The organism is Streptomyces sp. NPDC058773, from assembly GCF_042746015.1.
Lineage (GTDB): Bacteria > Actinomycetota > Actinomycetes > Streptomycetales > Streptomycetaceae > Streptomyces.
On the sequence record NZ_JBHYPE010000015.1, the window covers coordinates 123,718 to 148,690 of the forward strand.

The 24,973-nt window shown below is 71.4% G+C and carries 21 protein-coding genes; 13 read left to right on the forward strand and 8 right to left on the reverse strand.

Annotation, left to right across the window (positions count from 1 at the left end):
* The first annotated feature begins 141 nt into the window (after positions 1 to 141).
* On the forward strand, positions 142 to 1,500 hold the full coding sequence (locus ACFW5B_RS16235; protein ID WP_386439337.1) for a chloride channel protein: 1,359 nt from the start codon (positions 142 to 144) through the stop codon (positions 1,498 to 1,500).
* Positions 1,501 to 1,559: 59 nt separating this feature from the next.
* Here ACFW5B_RS16235 and ACFW5B_RS16240 read toward each other — a convergent pair whose 3' ends face one another.
* Positions 1,560 to 2,591, reverse strand: coding sequence for a PHP domain-containing protein (locus ACFW5B_RS16240; protein ID WP_386439338.1), 1,032 nt, complete (start codon positions 2,589 to 2,591; stop codon positions 1,560 to 1,562).
* 776 nt (positions 2,592 to 3,367) lie between these two features.
* Here ACFW5B_RS16240 and ACFW5B_RS16245 point away from each other — a divergent pair.
* From ACFW5B_RS16245 to ACFW5B_RS16265, 5 genes are all read left to right on the forward strand, one after another.
* Positions 3,368 to 3,595, forward strand: a complete 228-nt coding sequence (locus tag ACFW5B_RS16245; RefSeq protein ID WP_018091740.1) for a hypothetical protein — start codon at positions 3,368 to 3,370, stop codon at positions 3,593 to 3,595.
* A gap of 179 nt (positions 3,596 to 3,774) precedes the next feature.
* Entirely contained in the window at positions 3,775 to 4,581 is an 807-nt protein-coding gene (locus tag ACFW5B_RS16250) for an HlyD family efflux transporter periplasmic adaptor subunit (protein WP_386439341.1), read from the forward strand.
* Entirely contained in the window at positions 4,578 to 6,863 is a 2,286-nt protein-coding gene (locus tag ACFW5B_RS16255; RefSeq protein ID WP_386439342.1) for an NHLP family bacteriocin export ABC transporter peptidase/permease/ATPase subunit, read from the forward strand. The genes ACFW5B_RS16250 and ACFW5B_RS16255 overlap by 4 nt, the downstream gene beginning before the upstream one ends.
* Before the next feature lies 1 nt (position 6,864).
* Complete coding sequence (locus ACFW5B_RS16260; RefSeq protein WP_386439344.1) at positions 6,865 to 9,744, forward strand: NHLP bacteriocin export ABC transporter permease/ATPase subunit; 2,880 nt, start codon at positions 6,865 to 6,867, stop codon at positions 9,742 to 9,744.
* A 100-nt stretch (positions 9,745 to 9,844) separates the two neighbouring features.
* On the forward strand, positions 9,845 to 10,303 hold the full coding sequence (locus tag ACFW5B_RS16265) for a cyclic nucleotide-binding domain-containing protein (protein WP_386439346.1): 459 nt from the start codon (positions 9,845 to 9,847) through the stop codon (positions 10,301 to 10,303).
* Between the two features lie 394 nt (positions 10,304 to 10,697).
* Here ACFW5B_RS16265 and ACFW5B_RS16270 read toward each other — a convergent pair whose 3' ends face one another.
* The 4 genes from ACFW5B_RS16270 to ACFW5B_RS16285 form a co-directional block, all read right to left on the reverse strand.
* Entirely contained in the window at positions 10,698 to 11,243 is a 546-nt protein-coding gene (locus ACFW5B_RS16270; RefSeq protein WP_386439348.1) for an HAD domain-containing protein, read from the reverse strand.
* Between the two features lie 33 nt (positions 11,244 to 11,276).
* Positions 11,277 to 12,008, reverse strand: coding sequence for a class I SAM-dependent methyltransferase (locus tag ACFW5B_RS16275; RefSeq protein WP_386439349.1), 732 nt, complete (start codon positions 12,006 to 12,008; stop codon positions 11,277 to 11,279).
* Between the two features lies 1 nt (position 12,009).
* A complete protein-coding gene (locus tag ACFW5B_RS16280; protein WP_386439351.1) occupies positions 12,010 to 12,921 on the reverse strand; it encodes a phosphotransferase family protein in 912 nt (303 codons plus the stop codon).
* Between the two features lie 75 nt (positions 12,922 to 12,996).
* Positions 12,997 to 13,746, reverse strand: coding sequence for a hypothetical protein (locus tag ACFW5B_RS16285; RefSeq protein ID WP_386439352.1), 750 nt, complete (start codon positions 13,744 to 13,746; stop codon positions 12,997 to 12,999).
* 221 nt (positions 13,747 to 13,967) lie between these two features.
* Here ACFW5B_RS16285 and ACFW5B_RS16290 point away from each other — a divergent pair, with 221 nt between their 5' ends.
* Both ACFW5B_RS16290 and ACFW5B_RS16295 read left to right on the forward strand, forming a co-directional pair.
* Positions 13,968 to 15,323: a tetratricopeptide repeat protein gene (locus tag ACFW5B_RS16290; protein ID WP_386439353.1), complete on the forward strand. Its 1,356-nt coding sequence runs from the start codon at positions 13,968 to 13,970 to the stop codon at positions 15,321 to 15,323.
* A gap of 1 nt (position 15,324) precedes the next feature.
* Positions 15,325 to 15,855 (forward strand): NUDIX domain-containing protein, encoded by a 531-nt coding sequence (locus tag ACFW5B_RS16295; protein ID WP_386439355.1) that lies wholly within the window; start codon positions 15,325 to 15,327, stop codon positions 15,853 to 15,855.
* 135 nt (positions 15,856 to 15,990) lie between these two features.
* On the opposite strand, the gene ACFW5B_RS16300 is transcribed toward ACFW5B_RS16295, so the two are convergent.
* Positions 15,991 to 16,998 carry an ATP-dependent endonuclease gene (locus ACFW5B_RS16300; RefSeq protein ID WP_386439357.1) on the reverse strand — a complete coding sequence of 336 codons (1,008 nt, stop codon included), beginning with the start codon at positions 16,996 to 16,998 and terminating at the stop codon, positions 15,991 to 15,993.
* Between the two features lie 4 nt (positions 16,999 to 17,002).
* On the opposite strand from ACFW5B_RS16300, the gene ACFW5B_RS16305 reads away from it, so the two are divergent.
* From ACFW5B_RS16305 to ACFW5B_RS16325, 5 genes are all read left to right on the forward strand, one after another.
* Positions 17,003 to 17,296 (forward strand): alkyl sulfatase C-terminal domain-containing protein, encoded by a 294-nt coding sequence (locus ACFW5B_RS16305; protein WP_386439358.1) that lies wholly within the window; start codon positions 17,003 to 17,005, stop codon positions 17,294 to 17,296.
* Between the two features lie 662 nt (positions 17,297 to 17,958).
* Positions 17,959 to 18,534 (forward strand): hypothetical protein, encoded by a 576-nt coding sequence (locus ACFW5B_RS16310; RefSeq protein WP_386439360.1) that lies wholly within the window; start codon positions 17,959 to 17,961, stop codon positions 18,532 to 18,534.
* Positions 18,527 to 19,816 (forward strand): MAB_1171c family putative transporter, encoded by a 1,290-nt coding sequence (locus ACFW5B_RS16315; RefSeq protein ID WP_386439361.1) that lies wholly within the window; start codon positions 18,527 to 18,529, stop codon positions 19,814 to 19,816. The genes ACFW5B_RS16310 and ACFW5B_RS16315 overlap by 8 nt, the downstream gene beginning before the upstream one ends.
* Before the next feature lie 99 nt (positions 19,817 to 19,915).
* Positions 19,916 to 21,244, forward strand: a complete 1,329-nt coding sequence (locus tag ACFW5B_RS16320; protein WP_386439362.1) for an NAD(P)/FAD-dependent oxidoreductase — start codon at positions 19,916 to 19,918, stop codon at positions 21,242 to 21,244.
* Between the two features lie 181 nt (positions 21,245 to 21,425).
* On the forward strand, positions 21,426 to 22,391 hold the full coding sequence (locus ACFW5B_RS16325; protein ID WP_386439363.1) for a phytoene/squalene synthase family protein: 966 nt from the start codon (positions 21,426 to 21,428) through the stop codon (positions 22,389 to 22,391).
* A 42-nt stretch (positions 22,392 to 22,433) separates the two neighbouring features.
* Here the strand turns inward: ACFW5B_RS16325 and ACFW5B_RS16330 are convergent, their stop codons facing one another.
* The gene (locus ACFW5B_RS16330) at positions 22,434 to 23,240 is read right to left on the reverse strand and encodes a helix-turn-helix domain-containing protein (protein WP_386439365.1); all 807 of its coding nucleotides are present in this window, start codon (positions 23,238 to 23,240) and stop codon (positions 22,434 to 22,436) included.
* A 413-nt stretch (positions 23,241 to 23,653) separates the two neighbouring features.
* Positions 23,654 to 24,904: an MFS transporter gene (locus tag ACFW5B_RS16335; RefSeq protein WP_386439367.1), complete on the reverse strand. Its 1,251-nt coding sequence runs from the start codon at positions 24,902 to 24,904 to the stop codon at positions 23,654 to 23,656.
* Between the last annotated feature and the right edge of the window lie 69 nt (positions 24,905 to 24,973).

Sequence of the window (24,973 nt, forward strand, 5' to 3'; positions counted from 1 at the left end):
GGCCGACGGGCCGGACACGCCGTACCGGTGCCCCGCCCGGCCCCACCCGGGGTGCCGTCCCCGACCGGCCGTGCCAGGCTCATCACGGCCGGGGCCCGGGGCGGGCGCCGGGGCAGCCCCGGTTCCGAGGAGGCGAGGCGCATGTCGGTCGGCCCGGCCGGACCGGTGGGCGGAGCGCCGGACACCGCGTCGCAGGACCCCTACGCGCTGGTGCGCACCCGCGGATACCTCAAGCTCCTGCTGGTGTCCGCGGCGATCGGCCTGCCCATCTGCGCCGCCGCATTCGGCTTTCTCGCGCTGGTCCACGAGCTGGAACCGCTGATCTACCACGACCTGCCGCGGGCGCTGGGCTTCGCCGGGACACCGCTCTGGTGGCCGGTCCCGATGCTGCTGGTCGCCGGGCTCCTGGTCGGGCTGACCGTCCGTCATCTGCCGGGCGGCGGGGGCCATGAGCCCGCCGACGGCCTGGCGCTCAGCGGCGCGCCTCCGCTCTCCGCGCTCCCCGGCGTCGTCCTCGCGGCTATGACCTCCCTGAGCTTCGGCGTGGTGCTCGGCCCCGAGGCGCCGCTGATCGCTCTCGGCGGGGGTCTGGCCGTGGGCGCCGTACGGCTGCTGAACCGGGGCATGCCGGAGCAGGCCGCCGCCGCGGTGGGCGCGGCCGGCAGCTTCGCGGCGATCAGCGCCCTGCTCGGCTCCCCGCTGCTGGGCGCGTTCCTGCTGATGGAGGTGTCGGGGCTGGGCGGGCCGATGCTGGGCATCGTCCTGGTGCCCGGCCTGCTGGCGTCCGGCCTGGGGGCGCTGATCTTCACCGGGCTGGGGGACTGGACCGGGCTCGGTACGTACTCGCTCACCCTGCACGACATCCCCGCGGCCTCCGGGCCGACGGTTCCGGAGTTCGGCTGGGCCCTGGTCATCGGGCTGCTCGCCGGGTTCGCCGCGACCGGGGTACGGCGCCTCGCGCTGTTCCTCAAGGGGCATGTGGTCCGGCACCGGGTACCGGCCACCGTGGTGATGGGCCTGGTGGTGGGCGCACTGGCGGTGGCATTCGCCGGGGCCACCGGCAAGCCCGCCTCCGAGATGCTCTATTCGGGCCAGTCGGCGCTGGGGTCGCTGTTCAAGGAGAGCGCCGGATACACCGTGGGCGCGCTGCTGCTGCTCATCCTGTGCAAGGGCCTGGCCTACTGCGCCTCGCTGAGCGCCTTCCGCGGCGGCCCCATCTTTCCCGCGCTGTTCCTCGGCGCCGCGGGCGGTGTCGTGCTGTCCCACCTGCCCGGTCTGACGCTCACCGCGGGCTTCGCGATGGGCGTCGGCGCGATGTGCGTGGCGATGCTCCGGCTCCCGATGACCTCGGTGCTGCTGGCCACGCTGCTGCTGGGGAAGAGCGGGCTGACGGTGATGCCGCTGGTGATCGTCGCCGTGGTCGTCGCGTACGTGGTGGTGCTGCGTCTCGCACCGGCCACCGCCCCGGCCACGCCGGCCGCCGCGCCGCACGCCGCCTGAGGAGGCGAGATCACGCCCGCCGGTTCGGGCCGGGAGCGGTGACGCGGTGCCGGGCGCCGTCAGCGGCGCGGGGTCCGGCCCGTAGCGGTCCAGGTGGCCAACTGACGTGGTGTCCAGGTGTTGATGATCCGCTCCGGCGGGACGCCGCACTCCTCGGCGCGGGCGCAGCCGTAGATCTGCCAGTCCAGTTGGCCGGGTGCATGGGCGTCGCTGTCGATGGCGAAGAGGGTTCCGGCCGCCAGCGCCTGACGGAGCAGCCGGCGCGGGGGATCGAAGCGGTCGGGGCGGCAGTTGATCTCCACGGCGGTGTGGTGTTCGGCGCAGGCCGCGAACACCTCGCCGGCGTCGAACTGCGACTCCGGGCGCGGTTTTCCGGTGATCTGCCGCCCGGTGCAGTGCCCGAGCACGTCCACCAGCGGATTGCGGACGGCGGCCAGCAGCCGCCGGGTCATCGGCGCCTTGTCCATCCGGAGTTTGGAGTGCACCGAGGCGACCACCACATCGAGCCGCTCCAGCAGCTCCGGCTCCTGGTCGAGCGAGCCGTCGTCGAGGATGTCGCACTCGATCCCGGTCAGCAGCCGGAACGGAGCCAGCCGCTCGTTGACCTCCGCCACCAGCGTCAACTGCCGCCGCAGCCGCTCGGCGGTCAGCCCGCGGGCGACGGTGAGGCGGGGGGAGTGGTCGGTCAGCGCGCACCAGGCGTGCCCGAGGTCGCGGGCGGCGCGGGCCATCGCCTCGACCGGGCTGCCGCCGTCCGACCAGTCCGAGTGCAGGTGGCAGTCGCCGCGCAGCGCCCGACGCAGCCGCTGCCCCTGGTTCCCGTCGACCAGCGGGCCGCCCGCCTCCTCCTCAAGGTGCGTTAGATACTCGGGGCGCGCGCCCGCGAGCGCCTCCTCGATCACCCGGGTGGTCTTGGGCCCCAGCCCTTTGAGGCGCCCCAGCGAACCGCTCCGGGCGCGCCGGGCCACCTCGTCGGCGGGCAGTGCGCCGATCACCGTCGCGGCCGTACGGAACGCCTGGACGCGGTAGCTCACCGCCCCCTGCCGCTCCAGCAGGAAGGCGATCCGCGTCAGCGCCTCGACGGGCTCCACGTACGGCTCCTTCCCGGGGCGCCGGCCCCGCCGCGTCCTTCTCACGGTGCCCCAGCGGTTGCGCGGCTGCCACCGGGCCACACCCGGCCGCCGGCCTCCCGGCGCTTCGGCGCCAATCGCCCATTACCGACGGTTCCGAAGGCGCTCCGTTATGCGGTTATGTCCGTTCTCCGGGTGCTCGATCCGTTTCCATGGAAATGGCATATGGATGGCGTCGATGAGTCCATTCAATACGGTCAACACCGTTAATAGCGCTCCGGAACTCCGGGCGAATCGGGCGCATTTAATGCCCCGGCAGCATTCCGTGTGGCGCCGCCGCAAGATCGCGGCGGAGTTATCTGTCCGGACTGCGCCGAGGTGCCGTAAAAGTTGCCTGCCTTCAAGGAATCTGCACACCGAATGTGCAGTCGGCACACGCTCTCTGGTGTGGCATCGCGGCGCTGACCTGCGGCTAAGCGGTTTGGTGACGGAATGTCCAGTTCGCCGAACGGGCGCTTGCCGGGCTGCCGGAAAAGAAACCGAAGGAGATGTGAAGAAGCTGCCACCAAGTCATGGACGTGCGTGCACGTCAGGTATTTCGACGGGCTGATCACGCCCGGATCTGCAGCTGCCCGATTAGCAGCGCAACGCGCCTGCATGCTTTGATCCTTCGCACTGCGGCAGTCACCCCCCGGTTCTCGATTTCGGGAACCCCGACTGCCGCTGCCGCGGCCGGACCACCCCACCGGACGGTTCGGGCGCGGGTTTTTCGAGATATTCATCCGAAGGGAATCATCATGAACTCCACCCCCCAGGTTCAGACGCAGGAAATCTCCGACAGCGACCTGGACAACGTGTCCGGTGGCCTCGTCGGCGGCGTGGTCGGCACCGCCACCAGCACCGTTGACTCCATCGCCCCGGTCTCGGGCGCCGTGGGCACCGCCACCGGCCTGGTCGACGGTGTCGCCGGCACCGACACCGCGGGCGTCGTCGGCACCGCCACGGGCCTGGTCGCCGGTCTCTGAGTCCGCTCTGTGCCGCTGAGCGGCACAGCCGGCTTTGAACGGTGACAACGGCAGGTCGGCGCCCCCTCCTTGCCGACATGCCGGGCCGAGTGCCCCGGTCCGCCCGGACTCCATCCGGGCCCCGGGGCGCCGGCCCCCACCCGTCCGAACCAGAACGCCGCAGTTGAGGGAAGAGTGTCGTGCAGTTCCGCCAACAGGCCCTTTCCAAGCTGCAGTCGCCCGAGGAGATCGACCTTCCGGTGCGGTTCGCCCGGCCCCAGGGCTGGCTCGTGCTGATCGTCACGGTCCTCTTCGTGATCGCCGCCTCCATATGGGCGGTCACCGGAACCGTGTCGTCCACCCTCAGCGCACCCGGAATCCTCACCCACGGCCAGGGCAGTTACGTCCTGCAGAGCCCGGTCGCGGGCCAGGTCACCGCCGTCCTCGCGGAAGAGGGCAAGCGGGTGGCCGCGCACACCCCCGTCCTGAAGGTCCGGACGGCCCAGGGCACCACCGTCGTCCGTACGCTCGCCGCCGGCCGGCTGACCACGATGGTCGCCACGATCGGCTCCGTCGTCACCACCGGCGCGGATGTGGCCTCCGTGGAACGCATCGCCCGCCCCGACGACCCCATGACGGCGACGCTGTACGTCCCCGCCGAGAGCGGCGCCACCGTCCCCGTCGGCGCATCCGTCGACCTCACCGTCCAGTCCGTGCCGACCCAGCAGTACGGCGTGCTGCGCGGCCGGGTCAAGGCGGTCGGCAGGACGGCCCAGTCCCGCCAGCGGATCAGCACCTTCCTGGGCAGTACCCAGCTCGGCGAGGAGTTCTCGCGGCGCGGCCAGCCCGTCGCGGTCCTGGTACAGCTCGACGCGGCCCCGCACAGTACATCCGGCTACGCCTGGTCGACCTCCGACGGCCCGCCGTACACCGTCGACTCCATGACGCCGGCCAGTGGCGCCGTCCACCTGGCCGCGCAGCACCCGATCGATTGGCTGCTGCCGTGACCGCCCCGCACGAATCCGCCGCCCCGCAGCAGCAGTTGCCCCCGCCGGTCCGCGGCCGCCGCCGCTCGGAATCGGCGCCCGGCCCCCGCCGCACCCGCCGCGCCGCGCCCGCCCCGAAGCCCAAGAAGACGAAGACCGTCCGCACCCCCACCGTCCTCCAGATGGAGGCCGTGGAGTGCGGCGCCGCCTCGCTGGCCATGGTGCTCGCCCACCACGGACGGCACGTTCCGCTCGAAGAGCTGCGGATCGCCTGCGGTGTCTCCCGCGACGGCTCACGCGCCAGCAATCTGCTCAAGGCCGCCCGCAGTTACGGACTCCAGGCCAAGGGCATGCAGATGGAACCGGCCGCCCTCGCCGAGGTGCAGGCGCCCGCGATCCTGTTCTGGGAGTTCAACCACTACGTCGTCTACGACGGCACCGGCCGCCGCATGGGCCGCCGCGGCGTCCACATCAACGACCCCGACAAGGGCCGTCGCTTCGTGGCGATGGAGGACTTCGACACCAGCTTCACCGGTGTCGCCCTGGTCATGGAGCCCGGCGAAGGCTTCCACAAGGGCGGCCGCAAGCCCGGCGTCCTCGGCGCCGTGCCCGCCCGGATGCGCGGCACGAAGGGCACCCTGCTCGCCGCACTGCTCGCCAGCCTGCTGCTGGTCGCGGTCGGCGCCGCGGTGCCCGCGCTGAGCCGGACGTACATCGACATGTTCCTGATCGGCAACCAGACCTCGCTGCTGGGGCCGCTCTTCGCGTCGATGGCCGCCATGGTCGCGCTGACCGCCGTACTGACCGGTCTGCAACAGGCCAACCTGCTGCGCGGCCGGATCATCTCCTCCACCCTCACCAGCGCCCGCTTCCTGCGCCATCTGCTCAGACTCCCGGTCACCTTCTTCGCCCAGCGCAGTCCGGCCGACCTGGTCCAGCGGCTGCAGTCCAACGACGCGGTGGCCGAGACCCTGGCCCGTGACCTCGCCGCCGCGGGCGTGGACGGCATCGTGGTCGTCCTCTACGCCTTCCTGCTGTGGACCTACGACCCCCAACTGACCGTCATCGGGGTGGGGATCGCGCTGCTCAACGTCGTCGCCATGCGGATCGTGATCCGGCTGCGGTCCACCCACACCGCCAAGCTCCGGGCCGACACCGCGCGGCTGACCAACACCTCCTACACCGGCCTCCAGCTCATCGAGACGATGAAGGCCACCGGCGGCGAGAACGGCTACTTCCGCCGCTGGGCCGGCCAGCACGCCACCACCCTGGAGGTGCAGCAGCGGCTGGGCGTGCCGAGCGCCGCGCTGTCAGTGGTCGCCCCCACCCTCGCCACGCTCAACAGCGCGCTGATCCTGTGGATCGGCGGACTGCGGGCGGTCGAGGGCCATATCTCCATCGGTCTGCTGGTCGCCTTCCAGGCGCTGGTCACCCGCTTCACCGCGCCCCTCACCCGGCTCAACGGAGTGGTCGGCCGGATCCAGGACTTCGCCGCCGACGTGGCCCGCCTCAAGGACGTCGAGAGCTTCCCCGTCGACACCCTCTACTCGCGCCCCGAGCCGGACGCCGACACCCGCCGGCTCAAGGGCCATGTGACGCTGGAGGACATCACCTTCGGCTACAGCCCGCTGGACAAACCGCTGCTGACCGGCTTCTCACTGGCCGTCGGCCCCGGCCGGCAGGTCGCCCTGGTCGGCGGCTCCGGCAGCGGCAAATCCACCGTCTCCCGGCTGATCTCCGGCCTCTACAGCCCCTGGGAAGGCACCATCCGCATCGACGGACAGCGGCTGGAGGACCTCTCCCGCAGCGCGCTGGCGGCCTCGGTCTCCTTCGTCGACCAGGACATCTTCCTCTTCGAGGGCACGGTGCGCGACAACGTGGCGCTGTGGGACCCGTCCATCCCGGACGACGCGGTGATCGCCGCCCTCCAGGACGCCGCGCTCTACGACGAGGTGATCGCCCCTCGCCCCGACGGCATCCACAGCCGCGTCGAGCAGGACGGCCGCAACTTCTCCGGCGGGCAGCGGCAGCGGCTGGAGATCGCCCGCGCCCTGGTCCGGCGCCCCAGCATCCTGGTCCTCGACGAGGTCACCAGCGCGCTGGACGCCCGGACCGAGCAGATCATCATGGACAACCTGCGGCGGCGCGGCTGCGCCTGCGTCGTCATCGCCCACCGGCTGAGCACCGTCCGCGACAGCGACGAGATCGTCGTCCTCGACCACGGGGTGGTCGTCGAACGCGGCCGGCACGAGGACCTGGTCGCCGCCGGAGGCGCGTACGCCGAGCTGGTCAAGGAGCACTGACGTGTCCGTACCCCCGTCCGCGGTCGTGGGACCGGGCGACACCGACGCCGTGACGTACGCCCTGGGCGGCCTCGGCACACCGGTCGACTGCACCGGGCTGCGCAGCGTGCCCCTGGAGGGCCCCCATGTGCTGTGGCTCGTCACGGGCGGCTCGCTGGACCTCTTCGCGGTCGACGCCGCCCAGGAAGGGCACTGGCACTTCCTCGGCCGGCTCGAAGCGGGCACCCTGCTGCTCGGCCCGGTCCAGGGCCCGCAGCACACCCTGCTCGGCCGGCCCTCCCAGGACTGCCTGCTGCGCCGCATCCCGCTGCGCGAACTGCCCCGTCCCGAATACGGCGACACCGGGGCGTTTCCGCAATACGGCGCGCAGGGCTACGGCTACGACCCCGCGTACGGCGGCCAGGGCGAGGCGCCCTCCGCGCTGGAGCACGCCTTCGCGCTGGGCACCGCCCGCAGCCTGGGCGTGCTCTTCGAGGCGCCGCTCGACGGCCGGCCCGGCGACGAGGCGGTGGCCGACGACGACATCCTGTGGATGCCGGTCCCGCCCGGCAGCGTGCAGTACGGCGCCTCCTACGGCGCGGACGCGGCCGGTGATCTGCTGGTGGACCCCGAGCTGTGGCAGCAGATGGTCAATCAGCAGTACCGGCTGCTGTCGGCCGTCGACCGCTGGATCGAGCAGCTGGAGCGCGCCCACGAGGACCGGACGGCGGCCGGCATCAAGGCGGGCGAGACCGTCCGCGAGCGTGCCGACCAGGCGCTGCTGGCGTCCATCGGCCGGTCGGACCGGAGCGGGCGAGGCGGTGCCGGCACCGACCGGACCAGTGATGACACCACCTTCGCGGTCTGCCGTACGGTCGCGGAGGCGGCCGGCATCACGCTCACCGAGCCGCCGAAGGGCGGCGCCGTCAACGACCGGATCACCCCGGTCGAACGGATCGCGGTCAGCTCGCGGATCCGGACCCGCGCGGTCCGGCTCCAGGACGCCTGGTGGCGGACCAACACCGGCCCGCTGGTGGGCCATCGCGCCAAGTCCGGCGCCCCGGTGGCGCTGTTGTGGCGCCGCGGCCGGTACGAGGCGGTCAATCCGGTCTCCGGGCTGCGGATGCGCCTCGGCCAGGACAACGCCGACGAACTCGAACCGCGCGCCGTCATGTTCTACCGCCCGCTGCCCGAGCGGCCCATGAGCCTGTGGCGGCTGATGCTCTTCAGCCTGCGCGGCACCCGGATGGACGTCCGCAACCTGGCCCTCAGCGGACTGGTGACCGTCGCCCTGGGTGCCCTCGTGCCCATCGCGACCGGCAAGGTGCTCGGGGTGTACGTGCCGAGCGCCAACAAGAGCCTGATCGTGCAGGTCTCGCTGGCCGTCATGATCACCAGCATTGTCTCCGCCGCCTTCATGCTGCTGCAGAACCTCACCGTCCTGCGGATGGAAGGGCGCATCGAGAGCGTCCTCCAGCCGGCGGTGTGGGACCGGCTGCTGCGGCTGCCGACGAAGTTCTTCACCGAACGCTCCACCGGAGAGCTGGCCAGCGCCGCGATGGGCATCAGCTCCATCCGGCGGGTGCTGTCCGGCCTCGGCCCGGTGGCCGTGCAGTCCACCACGGTCGGCGCGATGAATCTGGTGCTGCTGCTCTGCTACAGCGTGCCCCTGGCGCTGGCGGCGGTCGCCATGCTGCTCGTCATCGGGGCGGTGTTCCTCGCCATGGGCCTGTGGGAGCTGCGCTGGCAGCGACGGCTGGTCAAGCTCGGCAACAAGCTCAACAACCAGGCGTTCCAGACCCTGCGGGGCCTGCCCAAACTCCGGGTCGCCGCGGCCGAGAGCTTCGCGTACGCCGCCTGGGCCCGCGAGTTCGCGCGCTCCCGGGAACTCCAGCAGAAGGCCGGCCGGATCAAGAATCTGACCACCGTCCTCAACGCGGTCTATCTGCCGCTGTGCTCGCTCACCCTCTTCGTGCTGCTGGCCGGACCGGCCCGCGGCACCATGTCGGCCGGCTCGTTCCTCACCTTCAACACCTCGGTGACCATGCTGCTGACCGCGGTCACCCAGATCACCGGTGCGTTCGTCTCGGCCGCCGCGGCCATGCCGATGTTCGAGCAGATCAAGCCGGTGCTGGACGAGAAGCCGGAGGTGCGTGGCGCCAGTGCCCAGCCCGGCACGCTGTCCGGCGGCATCGAGGCCAAGAAGCTCTCGTTCCGCTACAGCGACGACGGGCCGCTGGTCCTCGACGAGGTCTCGCTGCGGGTGCAGCCGGGCGAGTTCGTGGCCGTCGTCGGCCCGAGCGGCTGCGGCAAGTCGACCCTGCTGCGGCTCCTCATCGGCTTCGACAAACCGGCCTCCGGCAGTGTGCTGTACGACGGCCAGGACCTGTCCGCCCTGGACCAGGCGGCGGTGCGCCGGCAGTGCGGGGTCGTGCTGCAGAACGCCCAGCCGCTCACCGGATCGATCCTGGACTGCATCTGCGGCGCCGAGGCCTTCACCCAGGAAGAGGCCTGGGCCGCCGCCGAGATGGCGGGCCTGGCCGAGGACATCAAGCGGATGCCGATGGGCCTGCACACCATGATCGCCGGGGGTGGCGCGATCTCCGGCGGCCAGCGGCAGCGCCTGATGATCGCCCAGGCGCTGGTCCGCCGCCCGCGCATCCTGTTCTTCGACGAGGCCACCAGCGCCCTGGACAACGAGACCCAGCGGATCGTCATCGACAGCACCCGCAAACTCAGCGCCAGCCGGCTGGTGATCGCCCACCGGCTGTCCACGGTCATGGACGCCGACCGTGTGATCGTGATGGACCAGGGCCGGATCGTGGAGCAGGGCGCCCCCGCCGAGCTCCTCGCCGACACCGGCGGCCGGCTGCACGACCTGGTACGACGTCAGCTGGCCTGAGCCGGGACCGGCTTCCGCCCCGCCGTGCCCCGGCGGGGCGAGCCATTCCCCCGATCCCCGTAAAGCCCCGCATATCGTGCAGGCAGCGAGCGGAAGAGGGATGGCCACGATGAAAAACATGTTCGACGAGTTGCCGCCGGACCGGCGCCGGCGGCTGACCGACCTCGCCGTCGAGGTGTCGCTGCCGCGTGCCACCCGGCTCTTCGAGGAGGGCCGGCGGGCCGACCGGTTCTGGATCATCCGCAGCGGACAGGTGGCCCTCGACCAGCGCGTCCCCGGACGCCGGGCGGCGGTCGTGGAAACCCTCGGACGGGACGAACTGCTCGGCTGGTCCTGGCTGTTCCCGCCCTATCTGTGGCATCTGGGAGCGGAGACCGTCGGCCCGGTGGAGGCCGTCGAGTTCGACGCCAAGGCGGTCCGCGACCTGTGCGAGGCCGACCCCATCCTCGGCCGGGCGATGTACCGCTATGTGGCCCGTACGGTGGCCGACCGGCTGCACGGCACCCGCACCCGCCTGCTCGACCTGTATGGGCCCCAGGGGAGCGGGCTCGACGTGTGAGCGCCTCTTCACCGCCCACCACCTCCAGCAGGCCACCCGCGAACACGCCGAACGCATCCTGCAGGACCCCGCCCGGGATGCCCTCGCGACCGTCTTCGCTGAGGCAGAAGCCGTCGGTCTCAATGCGGCCGCCGTCCATGACGAAGTGCTTGGTCAGCGCACTTTGGACGACGCCCGCAGCCTGCCTGTGCACTGCCCTGGCGCATCCAGCGCCTCGGTCAACGCCACGCACCCTCCCCCCCCGGGGCCTAAGCAGCGAAAGCCCACAGCACCCAACGACGCCACAATGCTCCGATCCACACCCCGCGGCAGGTAGGCCGGCCGTTGTGCGGGAGCCGCCACAGGCGCGGCGGCGCCGACGCCTTGCTGCTCGTGGCAGCGAAGGCATCAGTCGTCACGCGGCTGGGATGGTGGAGATCTGGGCGGCCCACGTCGTGACCTGAGCGAGGTGCTCGGGCTGGAGCCCGACGTGGGGGTCAGGCTGGACGAGGAGGGTTGCCGTACCTCGGGCGGTACGGTCTGCGGCCCAGTCGAGGTCGAGGCCGGTGAAGTCGTCGTCGATCCAGACAACGGGGGCGTTGCCCAGCCAGACGTCGACGGGGTCGCGTTTCCACAGGTGGCCGTTGGGGTGGCTGGTGGTGATCTGTGGACGCGGCAGGTCGACGTGCGGCAGAGACGGGAGGCCGAGGAGCGGTCCGATCAGGGTGGTGGCGTCCTGCCGCCAACTGGTGCACCAGACGGCGGTGACCAGGCCGGTACGGATCACGTCCATGAGCATGGGGCCGTGGGCGGGGTCGAGCCAGACGGTGACCGGGCTGTCGGCGCTCCGGCCAGTGGGGACGACGTCGTGGCGGGCGTGGGTGGCCGGGGTCGAGCCGTCCGCGGCGGGGAAGGGGATGAGGACACCGTCGATGTCGAGGAGCAGGTAGGGCGGGCGCATCGGTTCCTCCAGGGGAAGCGGGGCGAATGGCTGTCAAAGTTTGCGGGCGCGGATCAGCAGGGTGGTGGGCCAGTGGCCCATGCGGGGGTCATGGAACTCCTGTGCCGCGGTGAGCCAGAAGCCCGCCCTGCTGAGGTGCTTCTCCCAGCCGTCGGTGGCGAACTCCCAGCGAGCGATGGGGAGCCGGGTGCGGTCGGGGAGGGTGACGTGGTCGCGGCGGGGCCGGTCGTCGGCAGCGGGGCTTCGGCCGCCGCGCTGCGGGTGGGGGACGGAGAAGGCGAGTACCCGGCCGGGCGTGAGGCGTTGGGCGATGGCCGGGAGAAGGAGTTCGGGGGCGACGAGCCCGACGGCGCCGAAGACGGAGTAGATCACGTCGAACTGCTCGTCAGAGGCATGCAGGTAGTGCAGGGCATGGCCGGCGACGAAGGTGAGGTTGTTCAGCCGTCCGTAGTGGGAGCGGGCGCGGCGCACCTGGAGGCCGACCAAGTCGACGCCGGTGACGCGTGCGCCGATTGGGGTCTCCCCTGCTCGAGCGGAGCCGAGAGCTCGGGGAAGGGTGGCGAGGTGGGCAACGTTGTGACCGGGACCGCAGCCGAGTTCGAGGAGTCGCTTGCCGCGCAGGCCGGGGCCGAGGAACTCAGCGCCGGGCCCCTGTCCGGGTCTCGTGGTCCACTCCATCCGGCCGGGTACGGCGAGGGGTTCGGCAAGTCCGGCGGCGGTGCGCTGAAGGGCGTGGGCGTGCCACGGGGAAGCCTGGGCGAGCACGTCAGATCTCAAAGAGGTGGAGGACGTCGCTGAGGTGGCGGCGGACGACCTTGAGGTAGGCGGGGTCGGTGGCCGGGTCGTCGATCCAGCGGATGGCCTGCTCCATGAACCACTCGACGGCCCACATGCGGTGCCAGCCCAGGGCCCAGTTCTCGGCGGTGAGCCCGCCGCGCGGGGCGAGGGCATCAGGGGTACCGCCGGCGGTGACGTACTGCTCCAGGAAGACGTGCAGGCGTACGGGGTGCGGGGGCTCGATGGTGCCGTGCCAGCTGGCGAGGTCGAGCAGGCCGGGGCCGGTGAAGGCGCGGGCGAAGTCGAGCAGCCGCCAGCCGTGCTCGCCGATGTGGAGGCTGGTGGGGTGGAACTCGGAGTGCACCCAGCCGAAGGGCTCCATTGTTGCTCCGCCGGAGCGGGCCTCGGCTGCTTGGGCGATCCTTTCGAGCGTGTCCTCGACGTCGTCGGCGTCCTGCCACCGGTCGGCCTTGCGCAGTCGTCCGAGGTGCTCCAGGGCCCGGGCCGGCAGCTTGCGCAGCCGCTCCTGGTCCAGGACGGGCAAGGGAGGAGCCGTACGGGTGCTGTGCAGGACCACGGCTGCGGCGACGCCGTCCAAGTCGTCGGCCTCGCGGACGGATGGTCCGAGGTCCTCCATGAGCATGCCGAGCCAGCCGTCCAGAACGGCGGAGGCGTGGACTTGGGGGACGGGAACGCCGAGGGTGTGGGCCAGGCGGAGGGCCTGATCCTCGCTGTCGAACGGCTTCTTGGCGTACTTGAAGATGGCCGTGGAGCCGTCAGGGAAGGTCACGCGCTCGACTCCGGACATGGACCACACGCGCACCTCCTCCCGTACGGCGGTGGCCTGACCGGTCACGGTGAGCAGGTTGTCGAGGAGTTCGGCGCTGGGGTTCGGGCTCATTGGGGGCTCCGGTCGATTGGAGGCGTCCGGGGCGGGCAAGGGGGCCGGCCCGCTCCGGAGCCTGATCGGGTGGGGTTATGCGGCGGGGTTTTCGCGGTGGGCGTAGACCTGCTCGATCCAGCCCGCCTTGAACGCGGCGAGGTCGTCACGGAAGTTCGCCATCGAGGCGCCGTAGGGAGCGACGACACCACCGGTCTGGTCCGGCACGGACTGGCAGCCGTGCACGAGGCGCCCACCGAGCGCGGTGTGGGCCTTGATGGACTCGATCCGGCGGTGCTCGTTGAACCAGCCACCGTGGTAGACCTCGTCGAGCATCCCGCCCATTTCGTCATCCAGGTCGAAGACGACGGAGGTGGCGGCGGGGAAGAACCAGCACGGGCCGACGTTGGAGATGTGCCCGTCCAGTTCGACCTTGTTGAGTGCCATGAGCGTGGCGGCCTCGCGGAGCATCCGCAGGTGGTCGGCCGTGATCTGCGGGAGTCCGAGGCCGGCGAGGTGCTCGTCGCGGAAGAGGTAGGCGTACACCTCGTACGCGGTGGCCAGGACACGGGCGGCGTCAGAGGTGGACTCGCCGTGGTTCTTGATGAAGTCGAGTGCCAGTTGCTCGACCGCGCTCTCGGTCGTCTCGTCCACGTCCAGGAGCTGGGACTTGACCAGCTCCCAGTCGGCGACGAGCCAGGTGCTGGACTCGAAGCGGAAGAAGTACGCGGCCGGGTCGATGCTGATGCGCCGGCCGTCGACCTGGATGCCGGGCAGGCGGCTCCAGCGAGGGTCGAACGCCGCGGGCAGCTCGACCGTGATGGCCGTGGTGTCGATGGTGGTCACCGTGTCTCCGTCTCTGATCGTCCGGGCCGGGCACATGAATGCCCGAACCCGTGTGGGCGTACGGAACTTCGGGGAGCCACCCGGACCAAGAGGAAGCCTGGATCACGGTCGCGCCGTTCCGGGCGGCTGCTGATAAGTGAACCGGTGGTCACGCTCAGTGGGTACGGTGGAAGGCAGTTGAAGCGGTATACGCGGTTTACAGCTCCGGAGTGGAGGCGGCCGTGGCGGCGCAGAGAGACCCCAACTCCCGTCTGCGCGATGCCATCGACGCGGTCGACTGCACCTACGAGGCTCTCGCCAGAGATGTGCGGCGCGTCGCCGCCGAGAACGGCGAAAGCCTCCAGACCAACAAGTCGGCCATTTCGCACTGGGTGAACGGCGCCCGTTCTCCTTCGGGCCGGGTAGGCCGATACCTCGCCGAAGCACTGTCCCGCCGAGCCGGACGCACAATCACCCGGACCGAGATCGGCCTCCATACCTGCGAGGCCGAGGAGCCGGCGGAATCCGACCCCGTCCTCGCTGTCACCGACCTGGGCCGCGCCGATGTCGAGCGCCGCCGCTTCCTCACCATCGCGGCCTTCACCACGGCTGGCGTCGCCATGCCGCTCGGCTACGACCACGAGGCCGCCGCCCGCATGCTCCGTGCCCGCACCGGCATGTCCGTGGTCGGCGCGGAGGACGTGGACGTCGTACGCCAGATCACTGCGGCCTTCAGCGCCGCCGACGAGCGTCTCGGCGGCGGGCACGGTCTGACCACCGTCACCGCGTACCTCGCCGACACCGCTGCCCCGATGCTCCGCGGACGCTTCCCCTCGGAGCCGTTACGCCGCGCCGCCTTCGGCGCCGTCGCCGAACTCGCCTACCTCGCCGGGTGGAAGCACCACGACCTGGGCCACGAGGGCGCGGCCCAGCGCTACTACCAAGTCGGCTACCAGCTCGCCTGCGAAGCCGACCCCCATGGTCACGCGGCCTGGATGATGCGCGCCCTCGCCCACCAAGCCCTGAGCCTCAAGCTGCCCCACCACTGCGTCGACCTCGTCGAAGGCGCCCTGCGACGCGGCCTCGGCCACGTCGACAGCCAGACCGAGGCCCTCCTCCACATCACCCACGCCCGCGCCTACGCAGCCACTGACGAGAACCCGTCGGCCGCACGCGCCCTCCTGGCCGCCGAAGATGCCCTCCTACGGGATGACGGCCCCCAGCCCAGCTACTCCCGCGTCAGCGGCCCCGCCGCCGGCACCGTGGCCAGCCACACCGCCCGCACCCTGACCGACCTCGCCGACCACATCGGCACCGAACAACAGCACCGAGACGCCCTCACCCGCTGGGACCCCGAGAAATACAAGCGCGTCCACGCCCTCACCCACGCCGACCTCGGCGACAGCCTCGCCGCCCAGACCCGAGCTGACGAAGCGGTCGCCGCCTGGGCACAAGCCTTGGTCCTTATGGAGGGCATGACCTCCGACCGCACCCGCAAGGCGATCACCTCGATCCGCTCCACCCTCGCGGTCTACCAGCGCCGCCGCGTCCCCGGCGCCGCCGATCTCGCCCGCCGCGCCCGCGAGGCCCTCGCCTAACATGCCCAACAACCCGCTCGACGAAGGGAACACCGTGGCCCAGCAGACCGACGACCGCTCCCAAACCCTCAAGCCGGCGCTCGACTCGATGACCCTGCTCGTCGCGGCCGTCATCGTCCACGACAAGGCCACCAACCGCGTCGTCCTCCTCCAGCGCAGCGAGAACGCCAAGTTCGCCCAAGGGATGTGGGACCTTCCCGTCGGCAAGAGCGAACCGGGCGAGCCCATCACCGAGACCGCGGTCCGCGAGCTGTACGAGGAGACCGGCCTCACCGTGAAGCCCGAGTTCCTCAAGGTCGCCCACATCATCCACGGTGCCTGGGGCGTCGAAGCCCCCAACGGCTTCCTCACCGTCGTCTTCGCCGCCCACGAATGGACTGGCGAACCCGAAAACCGCGAACCTCGCAAGCACGCGCAGGTCTGCTGGGTGGGCACTGATGCCATTCCCGAGGATTTCGTGGGCTCCACTGCCAGCGCCCTCCATTGCTACCTTGCCAACGGCCTACAGGTATCACTCGACGGCTGGAAGTAGCAGATGAGCCCCCTGCCGTTATGCGTTCACACGCTGCGCAGTCACAAGATGATCAACCACATGGTTCATGGGAGCAACTTTATTCAACGTGCTGGCGGCGCGAGCCCGGAACGCTTGCGAGCAGGGCGGCCCGAGCTACAAGCGCCTGGCCAGCGCGCGGACGTTCTCCAGCAAAGCGTGCAACAGGAACGGAGGCTCCGTCGTGACCGTCCGGGTTGTCTCCAGGTATGTTGCCGCGTTCTTCCCATCAACACCTTCTCCAGTGCGAACGAGGTCCCGCCTGCGCTCGTCCCAGGCTGGCCAGTGCTGGGCAAGGTAAGTCTCCAGGGTGTCCTCGAAGACTGTGTACCGGACGGTCGATTCGTCGGTAGGGCGGGGACTCGGTGACGCGCCCAGGTAGTGAAGAAGGTTCGCGTTCTTGGTCTGGTTCTTGCGTGCCTGGCGCTCGAACTCTTGCTCCTTCTCATGGCGCTGCTGTGGAATGAGGTGGCGCACCGATTCCCGCTTACGCTCCGCCACATCGGCGTCGCCGTCGAATACGACATAGCAAGTCACGCCCAATGCGCTAAAGAGCGCGTCGGAGATCATGAGGTTGTCTTCTCCGTTGACCTCAATGACGCTGACGCCCTCGGCACCCAGGCTGATTCCCGGCCGGTCCGCGCAACCGGTGATCACTCCCTCATCTCCACGTCCCTCAACCAGGACCACGGCATGGGCGAAGAAGCCCTCGGCCAGTGCACCGCCCAGAGTTCCCTCGGCCCTGCTCCTGACCACCTTCTTTTCGACCAGCCCGTCGAGGGCCCTGCACAGGTCCTCCTCCGTGGCCTGCCACACGTCGGTGACGGGGTGGCCTTCGCCAACAGCCCGGCACAGACGACGGATCTGGCGATACCCCTTGGGATCGATGAAGACTGGGTTATGGGTGGCGTACATGACTTGTGTACGGCCCTGTGGAGAGGCACTGACCAGCTCGCGGAGCACCTTCGCGAAGGTCCGCGCCTGAGGCGGGTGCTGGAACAGCTCCGGCTCCTCGATGGCGAGGCACAGTGTCCGCATGCTGTCAGCCGAGCGCCGGCGGTCCGCCAGGTGCGTCAGCGCAGCGATGATCAGGGCGCGCTGAAAGCCATGTCCTTGCCGGTGCACCGATTTGACGCCCGCACCCGACGGGACCGACGCCCCCGCCACCGTCGAGACCTGGACGCTCCTGCTGTCCAACGGGGCACTCACCCCTATGCCCGGCGACGCCCCGCGCCGCGAACCGCCGCACGCCACCCTGCGGTTGGCCCGCACCACCCTGAACGCGGTGCTGAGCGGCGCCACGACCTTTCCCGCGGAGATCGCGGCCGGCACGGTCACCCTCGACGGCGACCCCCAGGCCCTGCTCACCTTCGGCACCCTCCTGGACCGGCCCGACCCGGACTTCCCGATCGTCACCCCGTAGTTGTCGTCACGCCGTAGTGGTGGGGTGCCCGCCGAGGTGTGGCCCGGCCCCGGCCCACCCGTCCGCGCCGGACGACGCCGGGCCGCCGGGTACGCAGGCCCGCCGGGTGCACCGGGAACTCCGGGTAACTTTTCCATCACGAAAGACCTGACGGGCGCACCGCCCCCGTGTGAGGTGAACGGGCCTTCAGAGGCGGCGCATTGTGGGGCGATCCGGCTGTTTCCGCGGGCCATGGGCCGTCCCGGAGGCATCGGTGGGGAGGGTGGACGGGGTTCGGGCGGGGCCGTTCTCCGGCCCGCGCGGGATTTCCTCCGCCCTCGTCCCGGGACGCCCGTTCCGTACGGCATCCCTCCGTAGCCTTACAGTCACTCTGGCTGAGACCGGTGGGCGCAACCGCCCGACGTACCGGCAGAGGAGGCTCCGTGACGCGTTCGGTTCCCGCCGCCGGACATCGATGCCGCGCGGGCGGCACACCGGCGGCCGCGCCCCGGCCGCCGGCGGAGACCGGCCGTGCCCCGGCGCACCGGCCTTGCCGCACCCACCGGGCGCGCCGTCCTCCCGGGCCGCGTACCGTTCCGTCCTCACCCCGAGCGCAGCAACAGCCGTAGGAGTATTCGTTCATGTGGTGGCCCCGTCGTCATGGTCCAGCGCGGCAGGCGAAAGTGCCGCAGTCCACCCGCCACCGGCCGCACAGCTCGCCGTGGACCTCGCTCCGCGAGCAGCTGGCAGTCTTCTTCGCGACCTGGTCCGTCACCCGTCTCGTCCATCGCGACCTCGGCCTGTCCGGCGTACGGGACATGCAGGGACTGGTCGACGCGGTGGCCGTACGGCGCAACAAGCCGATCACCATCACCGAAGTGCCGCTCCCGCAGCAGGTGTCCGGGTTCTGCGCCCGGGGCAAGGACCGGGACTTCATCGTGGTGGACGCCACCGCGAACGAACTGACCCGGCTGCACGTCAGCCTGCACGAGCTGTTCCACTTGTGGGAGGAACACCCGACCGAGGACGGCTCCTCCGACCAGCTGATGACCGAGGAGACCGTGCGCAAGCTGCTCCCCGGGCTGAAGACGGGCCCGGTGCTCCAGGTCCTCAACCGCTCGCACTACGACAGCGCGCACGAGCGGCGCGCCGAGGCCTTCGCCACCGTCATGCTGCAGCGGCACCTGGAGCTGCGGCGCGACCAGCGCACCAACGGGTTCCTCTCCTCGGCGCTGTCCCACCGGAGGTCCGGTGTCTGAGAGCGCCTCGAACGTCGTCTACCTGGCCATCGCCGTCATCGACTTCGTGATCGCCGGGTGGAAGTGTCTGGCACTGCTGCGGGACCGCACCCCGACGCTGTCCCTCATCACGGTCAACTTCGTCTCGTCCGGCCTGGTGTTCGCGATGGCCGCACCCGCCGGGTACCGGATGCTGGGAGAACTCACCGGCGTCCCCAGCTTCGCCACCCTCCCCGTCTACATCGGCATCCTTACCTGCTTCTCCCTCCTCCACCTGCTCACCCTGCTGTGGGACCCCCAGCTGCGGCAGCGCCCCGCGGTGCTGCGCCGCCGGGTCACGGTGTGGTCCGCGGTGTACCTCGCGGCACCGGCCGTCATGGTCGTCGCGTTCTGCTCCGCCGATCTGTCCGGGCCGATCGACCCCCTCAGGTTCAACACCGACTTCGCGGGCGAGGGGCCGGTCCAGGTGTTCCTGGCGGTCTTCCTCGCGACCTTGGCCTGCGGGACCCTGAGCACCTACCGGCAGTGCCGCAAACTGAAGCCGGCGGACCCCCGGTTCCGGCACGCGCTGCGCTCGTTCGGCACCGCCATGCTGTTCGTCTTCGGCTATGTGGTCTGCTCCGCCCCGGCCATCGTGCTCGCCGCCTTCGGCAACCACGCTCTGGACACCGTGGGCGTGCTCGGCTCCACCTTCGGCTCGATCGGCGCCCTGATCACCAGCTACGGCCTCTCCGGAGCCGCCGTGGGCGCATGGCTGCGCGAGCGCCGTGACATCAAGGCCCTGCAGCCGCTGTGGGACCTCGTCGTCGAAGGCGTCGACGAGGACCTGGCGTTCAGCGTGGACAGCGCACGGAGTCACCGACTGGCGTGGAACGTCGGATTCAATCTGCACCGCCGGGTGATCGAGATCCTCGACGGGATGCGCGCACTGCGTCCCTGGGTGTCCCCCCTGCCCGCGGCCGCGGTGCGTGCCGCATACGAGCAGCAGGCGTCCCACGGCACCGCTGACGCCCGGCGCCCGCCGGAGCAGGAGGTGCAGGCGGTGGCCACCGCCGCGGCCCTGCGGGACGCGGTCCAGCGCCTCCAGGCCGCCCGGCGCGAGGCGACGGCCCCGGGGCATTCCGGCCGGCCCCAGCCGCCCGAGGGCCCGCAGGTGGCGCTGCCCGGCGAGGACACCCCGGCGGCCGGCGAACGCCAACGGCTGCTCCGCGTCGCCCAGGCGCTCACCGACCCGCTGGTCGCCACGGCCCTGCAGGCCGTACGCACACAGCGGTCCGCCACCGGGGTGTCCGAACAGCCGTAACGGCTACGGCAGAATTGGCCCGCCCCACGCCGGTCCGGGCGACCCGACCATGCCCGGCGTCCGGTGGCGGGGGCGACATCCATCACCTGGGGGATTCTTGTGAAACGAGCTGTTGTCCTCGGCGGGAGCTTCGCGGGCCTGTGCGCCGCGCGGGTCCTGAGCGACCACGCCGACGAGGTCGTCGTCCTCGAAGCCGATGCCATCGGGGAGGACGGCACCGGCCGCGGCGCTCCGCAACGACAACAACTGCACGCCCTGCTGTCCATGGGACACACCCAGCTGGAGCGCTGGTTCCCGGGCCTCACCGGCGAACTCGTCGCCGGCGGGGCGCGTCTGGGGGCCGGTCCGGAGGTGCAGTTCTACGTGGACGGAGCGCTCAAGCCGACCGTTCCCGAGCTGCGGATGCTGGGCGCGACCCGGCCGTTCCTCGAAAGCCGGGTCCGGCGGCGGGTGATGGCCCTCCCCGGGGTCCGTCCGCTGCACGGGCGCGCCGAGGGACTGCTGCTCGGCGGCGGCCGGGTCCGGGGCGTCCGGTACTCCACCGCGAACGAAGCGCCGTCCACCGCAGGTCGCGCCGAGGAACTGGGCGCCGACCTGGTCGTCGACGCGATGGGACGCGCCAGCCGCCTCGGCAGCTGGCTGCTCCACGACGGCTGGGACGCCGCTGCGCTGCACCGGATGCGGATCGACCTCGGCTATGCCACGGCCGTCTTCCGGCGCGGTGACGAACTCCCCGGTACGGTCGTCGCGCACGCCTCACCGGGCCCCGCCAGCGGCTATCAGCCCACGCTCAGCGAACCGGGTGCGATGGTGGCGGTGGAGGACGACCGCTGGATGGTGGTGCTGGCCGGCTACACCGACCATCGCCCCGGCCGCGACCCGGCCGACTTCCTGGCCCGGATGCGGCGCTGTGTGCCCCCGCTGCACGAGGTGGCCGACCGCTGCACCCTGCTCGGCGACGTCCGGACCCACCACTACCCGGAGAGCCGGCGACGCGACTTCAGCGGGCTGCGCCGGTTCCCCGGCGGACTGGTCGCGGTGGGGGACTCCGTCGCCTCGGTCAACCCCATCTACGGGCAGGGCCTGACCCTCGCCGCACTCCAGGCCTCCTGCCTCTCCGCCTCGCTGCGCGCCGGGGCCGCTGCGCACGAGCCGGCCTGGGACTACTTCCGGCGGGCCGCCGTGGTGGTCGACGCGGCCTGGCAGCTGTCGGCGACCGCGGACCTGGCCCAGCCCCATGTGACGGGTCCCTACCCCCGCGGCTACCGGCTCGCCCGCTGGGCCGGTGACAAGATCACCGAGGCCTCCGTCCTCGACCCCGGCGTCAACCAGGCGTTCATGGACGTGGTGCACATGCGGCGGCACCCGAAGACGCTGACCCGCCCCCGGGTGCTGGCCAGAGCGGCCCGGGTGCTGGCCGCCCGCTGACGTACCGGGCTTCTCCCGCACCCGGCGTCCCGGCCGGAATCGGCAACTTCCTTCCCGGCCGGGCGCCTTGCGGGGGCGTGGACCGGTGCCTCCGGCATGGGCGGGCGGCGCCGGGACGGCTCGGCCCCCTCGCCCGCCATCACCTAAGGTGAGACCGCACTCAAGGAAAGGGGAGCCGACGATGGCCACGTGGCCGAACACGCTCGACCGGGCAGGGATCACCGACCCCGCGCTGCGTCGCGACTACAGCGAACAGCGTCAACTGGTGGCGCGCTACGCCCGCGCCGAGTACACGGCCGTACGTCTGCTCCTCCCCGCGCCGCTGGTGCCCGACGTCCTCGCGGCGACCGCGTTCATGCACCACAGCGACAACCTCATCGACCAGGGACCGGCCGGCGAACGCATCGCCGCGCTCGCCGACTGGGAGAGCCGGGTGCACGCCGCCCTCAAGACCGGCGAGGCCGACGAGCCGGTGCTGCGGACGCTCCTCGACACCCTCGCCCGGCAGCCCCAGCTACAGCAGTACGTCGAGGACTTCCTCGCCGGGGCGCCGCTGGAGGTGCGGACGACGGGATTCGCCGCGGAGAGCGACTTCCAGCAGTACATCGACGGCTACTCGCTCCCCGCCTTCCTGCTCATCGCCTGCCTGCTGGGCGACGGCGCGCCCACGGACCGGTACGTCGCCGGCTGCCGGACCTTCATCGAGGCGAGCCAGCGGCTGGACTTCCTCAACGACCTCGCCGAGGACCTGGACGGCGGCCGCCTCGGCCTTCCCGAAGAACTCCTCGCCCGCCACGGCCTGACCCGCCAGGGCCTGGTGGCCAAGGACGCCACCACAGTTGACGGCTTCCGCCCGCTGCTCGGTGAGCAGGCCCGGCAGATCCGCTCCGGCCTGTCGGCGTCGTTCGGGATCGTGGACCTGGTGCCCGCCCCCAACCGGCCGTTCGTCCGCGCGCTGATCACCATCCAGGGCCTCACGCTGCGCGCGGCGGCACGGAAGGGGACCGCGCTGCTCGACGGGTCCGCGCGGCCGCAGGTGGCGGCGGCGCTGCGGGTGCTCGCCCGGGAGTACGCGGCGGCGCGTCGCGGCCGTGACACGGGGGCAGCGGCCGGCGGTGCCGTACCGAAGGCGGGCCAGGAGGCCTGACCCCGGAGGCGGAGCGGGCGGGCCGGTGACCTCCGGTCCCGTTCAGCCGCCGGGCCGGCCGGGGGACGGACGCTCCTCGTGCTCCGGCCGGGCCAGCCCCAACAGCCCCTGGATCAGCGGAAAGACCCGCCGTCTGCTCTTGGAGGGCAGCGACCGCATCCGGTCCGTCAGCTCCCGTACCTCGGGGTCCTCGCGCTCCGGACGGCTCAGCGCCTCCGAGAGCGCGTCCCGGAGTTCCCGGTCGATCCGGCTGTCGCCGCTGGTGTCGCTGCGCATCGCCAGCCGGTTGATGCCCTTGCCCCGCAGCAGCGCGAGATGGGTCAGCTGCTCATGCGTCGACTGCAGCGCCCGGTACAGCGCCTGACGCTCGGTGGCGGTGAAGAACCCCGGCTCGACCTCGAAGAACTTCTCCAGCTTCCGGGTGACGTCCAGCCCGGGGCTCTTCCGCTTCCCGTTCAGCAGATAGCCGACCTGGCCGTGTGAGATGCCCGCTCCGGCGCCGATCTCGTCGAGGGTGTACATCTTCCCGTCGGGCTTGCGGCGGGTCTCCCGCAGGAAGACCAGGCGGTTCTGGAAGGAGTCCTGCACCTTCTCGGACCCGGAACCGGATGCGTCGTCGGAGGACCGGGACTCCCCATCGGTGTGCCCGGACCGGTCGTCGGCGGCCTCGGGCTCCTCGCCGCTGTGGTCGAGCAACGCCCGGACCCGGGGGACCGTGAGGCCCGTCCGGTGCGAGAGATGCTCGATGTCGATGACGTCCCGCCCGAGGTCCAGATCCCGGAGCAGTTCGTCGATCGCTGCGACGACGGCTCGGAGCCCATCCGCCGGGTGCATGTCTGAGGCATCCATGGCGATGGGTGGTCTCCTGGTCGGTGGGCGGACGGGACGGCGGCACGCTTGCGGCCGCTTCGAGGTTAGCGGTAGCCAGCCACCGTACTCCATGAAGGTCACAACAATTGTGTCAGGAAACTTTTTCGACGGGTCCGTGAGGCCGCGACCAGCACTCTTGAATTTAACGATTGTTGACAACGTGGGTTTGATTGAAGGATGCTCACCAGGGCGAAGCCGCCGGACGACCGGCGTGCACGTTGCGCAGGGGGCCGCTCACATCTGCACCTCGCAACTGCCGCCCCACCCGGCGGTGGTGCCGGGCTCCACAGGGGAGAGCCCGGCACCACGACCGCCGCTTCACCACCACCGTTGCCCAACCGCCGGACGCGACACCGGTCCTGAGGGATCGCCGTCGCTGCCCGGTGGCCGGGTCAGCGGTGACTGCCGGTCACTTCCCGTTCGTGCTGTGGCGGGTGCGGGTACGGGCGCCGGGGGAGCAGGAACGGCGTCGGCAGCATGAGGAGACCGGCCAGTGCGAGGGCGGTGCGGAGGCCGGTGAGGCCGGCCAGCAGCCCCCACAGTCCGGTCAGCGCCGCCACCGTGGCCTTGGCGCTGACCGACCACGCGGTCAGCGTGCGGGTGACCCGGTCCGGTTCGGTGTGTTCGAGCCGGTAGGTGGTGTACAGCGGGTTGAACACCCCCACGCAGGTGATCAGTCCCAGCTCGACGGCCATGACGACCACCAGCCCGGTGGTACCGGCGGGGACGAAGCCCAGCCCGAGCAGCCAGCACGCCCGCAGCGTCCCGGCGGTGCGCAGGACCGTGTGCCGGCCGAACCGCGCGACGAGCGGGCGGGCCAGCCGTGCGCCGATCAGGCCGCCGAGGCAGGGCACCGCGAAGGCGAGACCGTACTGCCAGGGGGCGAACCCGAGCTCGCCGAGCAGGAGCACGGCGAGCAGCGGCGAGGTGGCCATGATCAGGCCGTTGACCAGGACCGTGTTGAGGAACAGCGGGCGCAGCACCGGATGGGTCAGGATGTGCCGCCACCCTTCGAGCAGGTCCCCGGCCCGGAGCCGCGGTGCACCGGTGCGCACCGGCCGTGGCTCGTTGCCGCCGATCGCACGGACACCCGCGGCCGAGAGCAGATAGCTGACCGCATCGGCCGTCACGGTCAGCACCGGACCGAACACCCCGGCCGCCACCCCGCCGAGCGGCATTCCCAGCACGGTGGCGGTCCATGTCGTGGCCTCGAAGCGGGAGTTCGCCACGAGCAGGTCCGCCGGCCGTACCAGCGCCTTCAGACAGGCGCCGCCGGCCGCGTTGAAGGTGATGTCCGCGGCGGCGACGATCACCGACACGACCACCAGCTGCCCGAAGCCCAGCAGACCGAGGGCGTACGCGGCGGGCACGGTCAGCAGCGCCACGCAGCGCACCAGGTCCATCGCGACCATCACCCGCCGCTTGCGGCGGAACTCCACCCAGGGGCCGAGCGGCACCGCCACCGCCGCGCCCACCGCCGCCCCCGCGGCGGCCAGCAGCGACACCTGCGCCGGCCCGGCGTGCAGCACCAGGACCGCCAGCAAGGGGAACGCGTCGAACGCGAGCCGGGTGCCGAAGGCACTGATCCCGTACGCCGCCCACAGCCACCCGAACTGCCGCCCCAGCGACCGTCTGGCCCCCATGCCCACCCCGTCCCTCGCTCCCGCCCGTTGCACCGCGGCGCGGTGACCGCAGACATCAAAGCGAGCGAC

Excerpts from the sequence above, each read along its gene's own strand:
- ACFW5B_RS16280 (WP_386439351.1), bottom strand. The coding sequence starts at position 12,921 with ATGAGCCCGAACCCCAGCGCCGAACTCCTCGACAACCTGCTCACCGTG.
- ACFW5B_RS16295 (WP_386439355.1), top strand. The coding sequence starts at position 15,325 with ATGCCCAACAACCCGCTCGACGAAGGGAACACCGTGGCCCAGCAGACC.
- ACFW5B_RS16335 (WP_386439367.1), bottom strand. The coding sequence starts at position 24,904 with ATGGGGGCCAGACGGTCGCTGGGGCGGCAGTTCGGGTGGCTGTGGGCG.
- ACFW5B_RS16325 (WP_386439363.1), top strand. The coding sequence starts at position 21,426 with ATGGCCACGTGGCCGAACACGCTCGACCGGGCAGGGATCACCGACCCC.
- ACFW5B_RS16235 (WP_386439337.1), top strand. The coding sequence starts at position 142 with ATGTCGGTCGGCCCGGCCGGACCGGTGGGCGGAGCGCCGGACACCGCG.
- ACFW5B_RS16270 (WP_386439348.1), bottom strand. The coding sequence starts at position 11,243 with ATGCGCCCGCCCTACCTGCTCCTCGACATCGACGGTGTCCTCATCCCC.
- ACFW5B_RS16330 (WP_386439365.1), bottom strand. The coding sequence starts at position 23,240 with ATGGATGCCTCAGACATGCACCCGGCGGATGGGCTCCGAGCCGTCGTC.
- ACFW5B_RS16245 (WP_018091740.1), top strand. The coding sequence starts at position 3,368 with ATGAACTCCACCCCCCAGGTTCAGACGCAGGAAATCTCCGACAGCGAC.
- ACFW5B_RS16265 (WP_386439346.1), top strand. The coding sequence starts at position 9,845 with ATGGCCACGATGAAAAACATGTTCGACGAGTTGCCGCCGGACCGGCGC.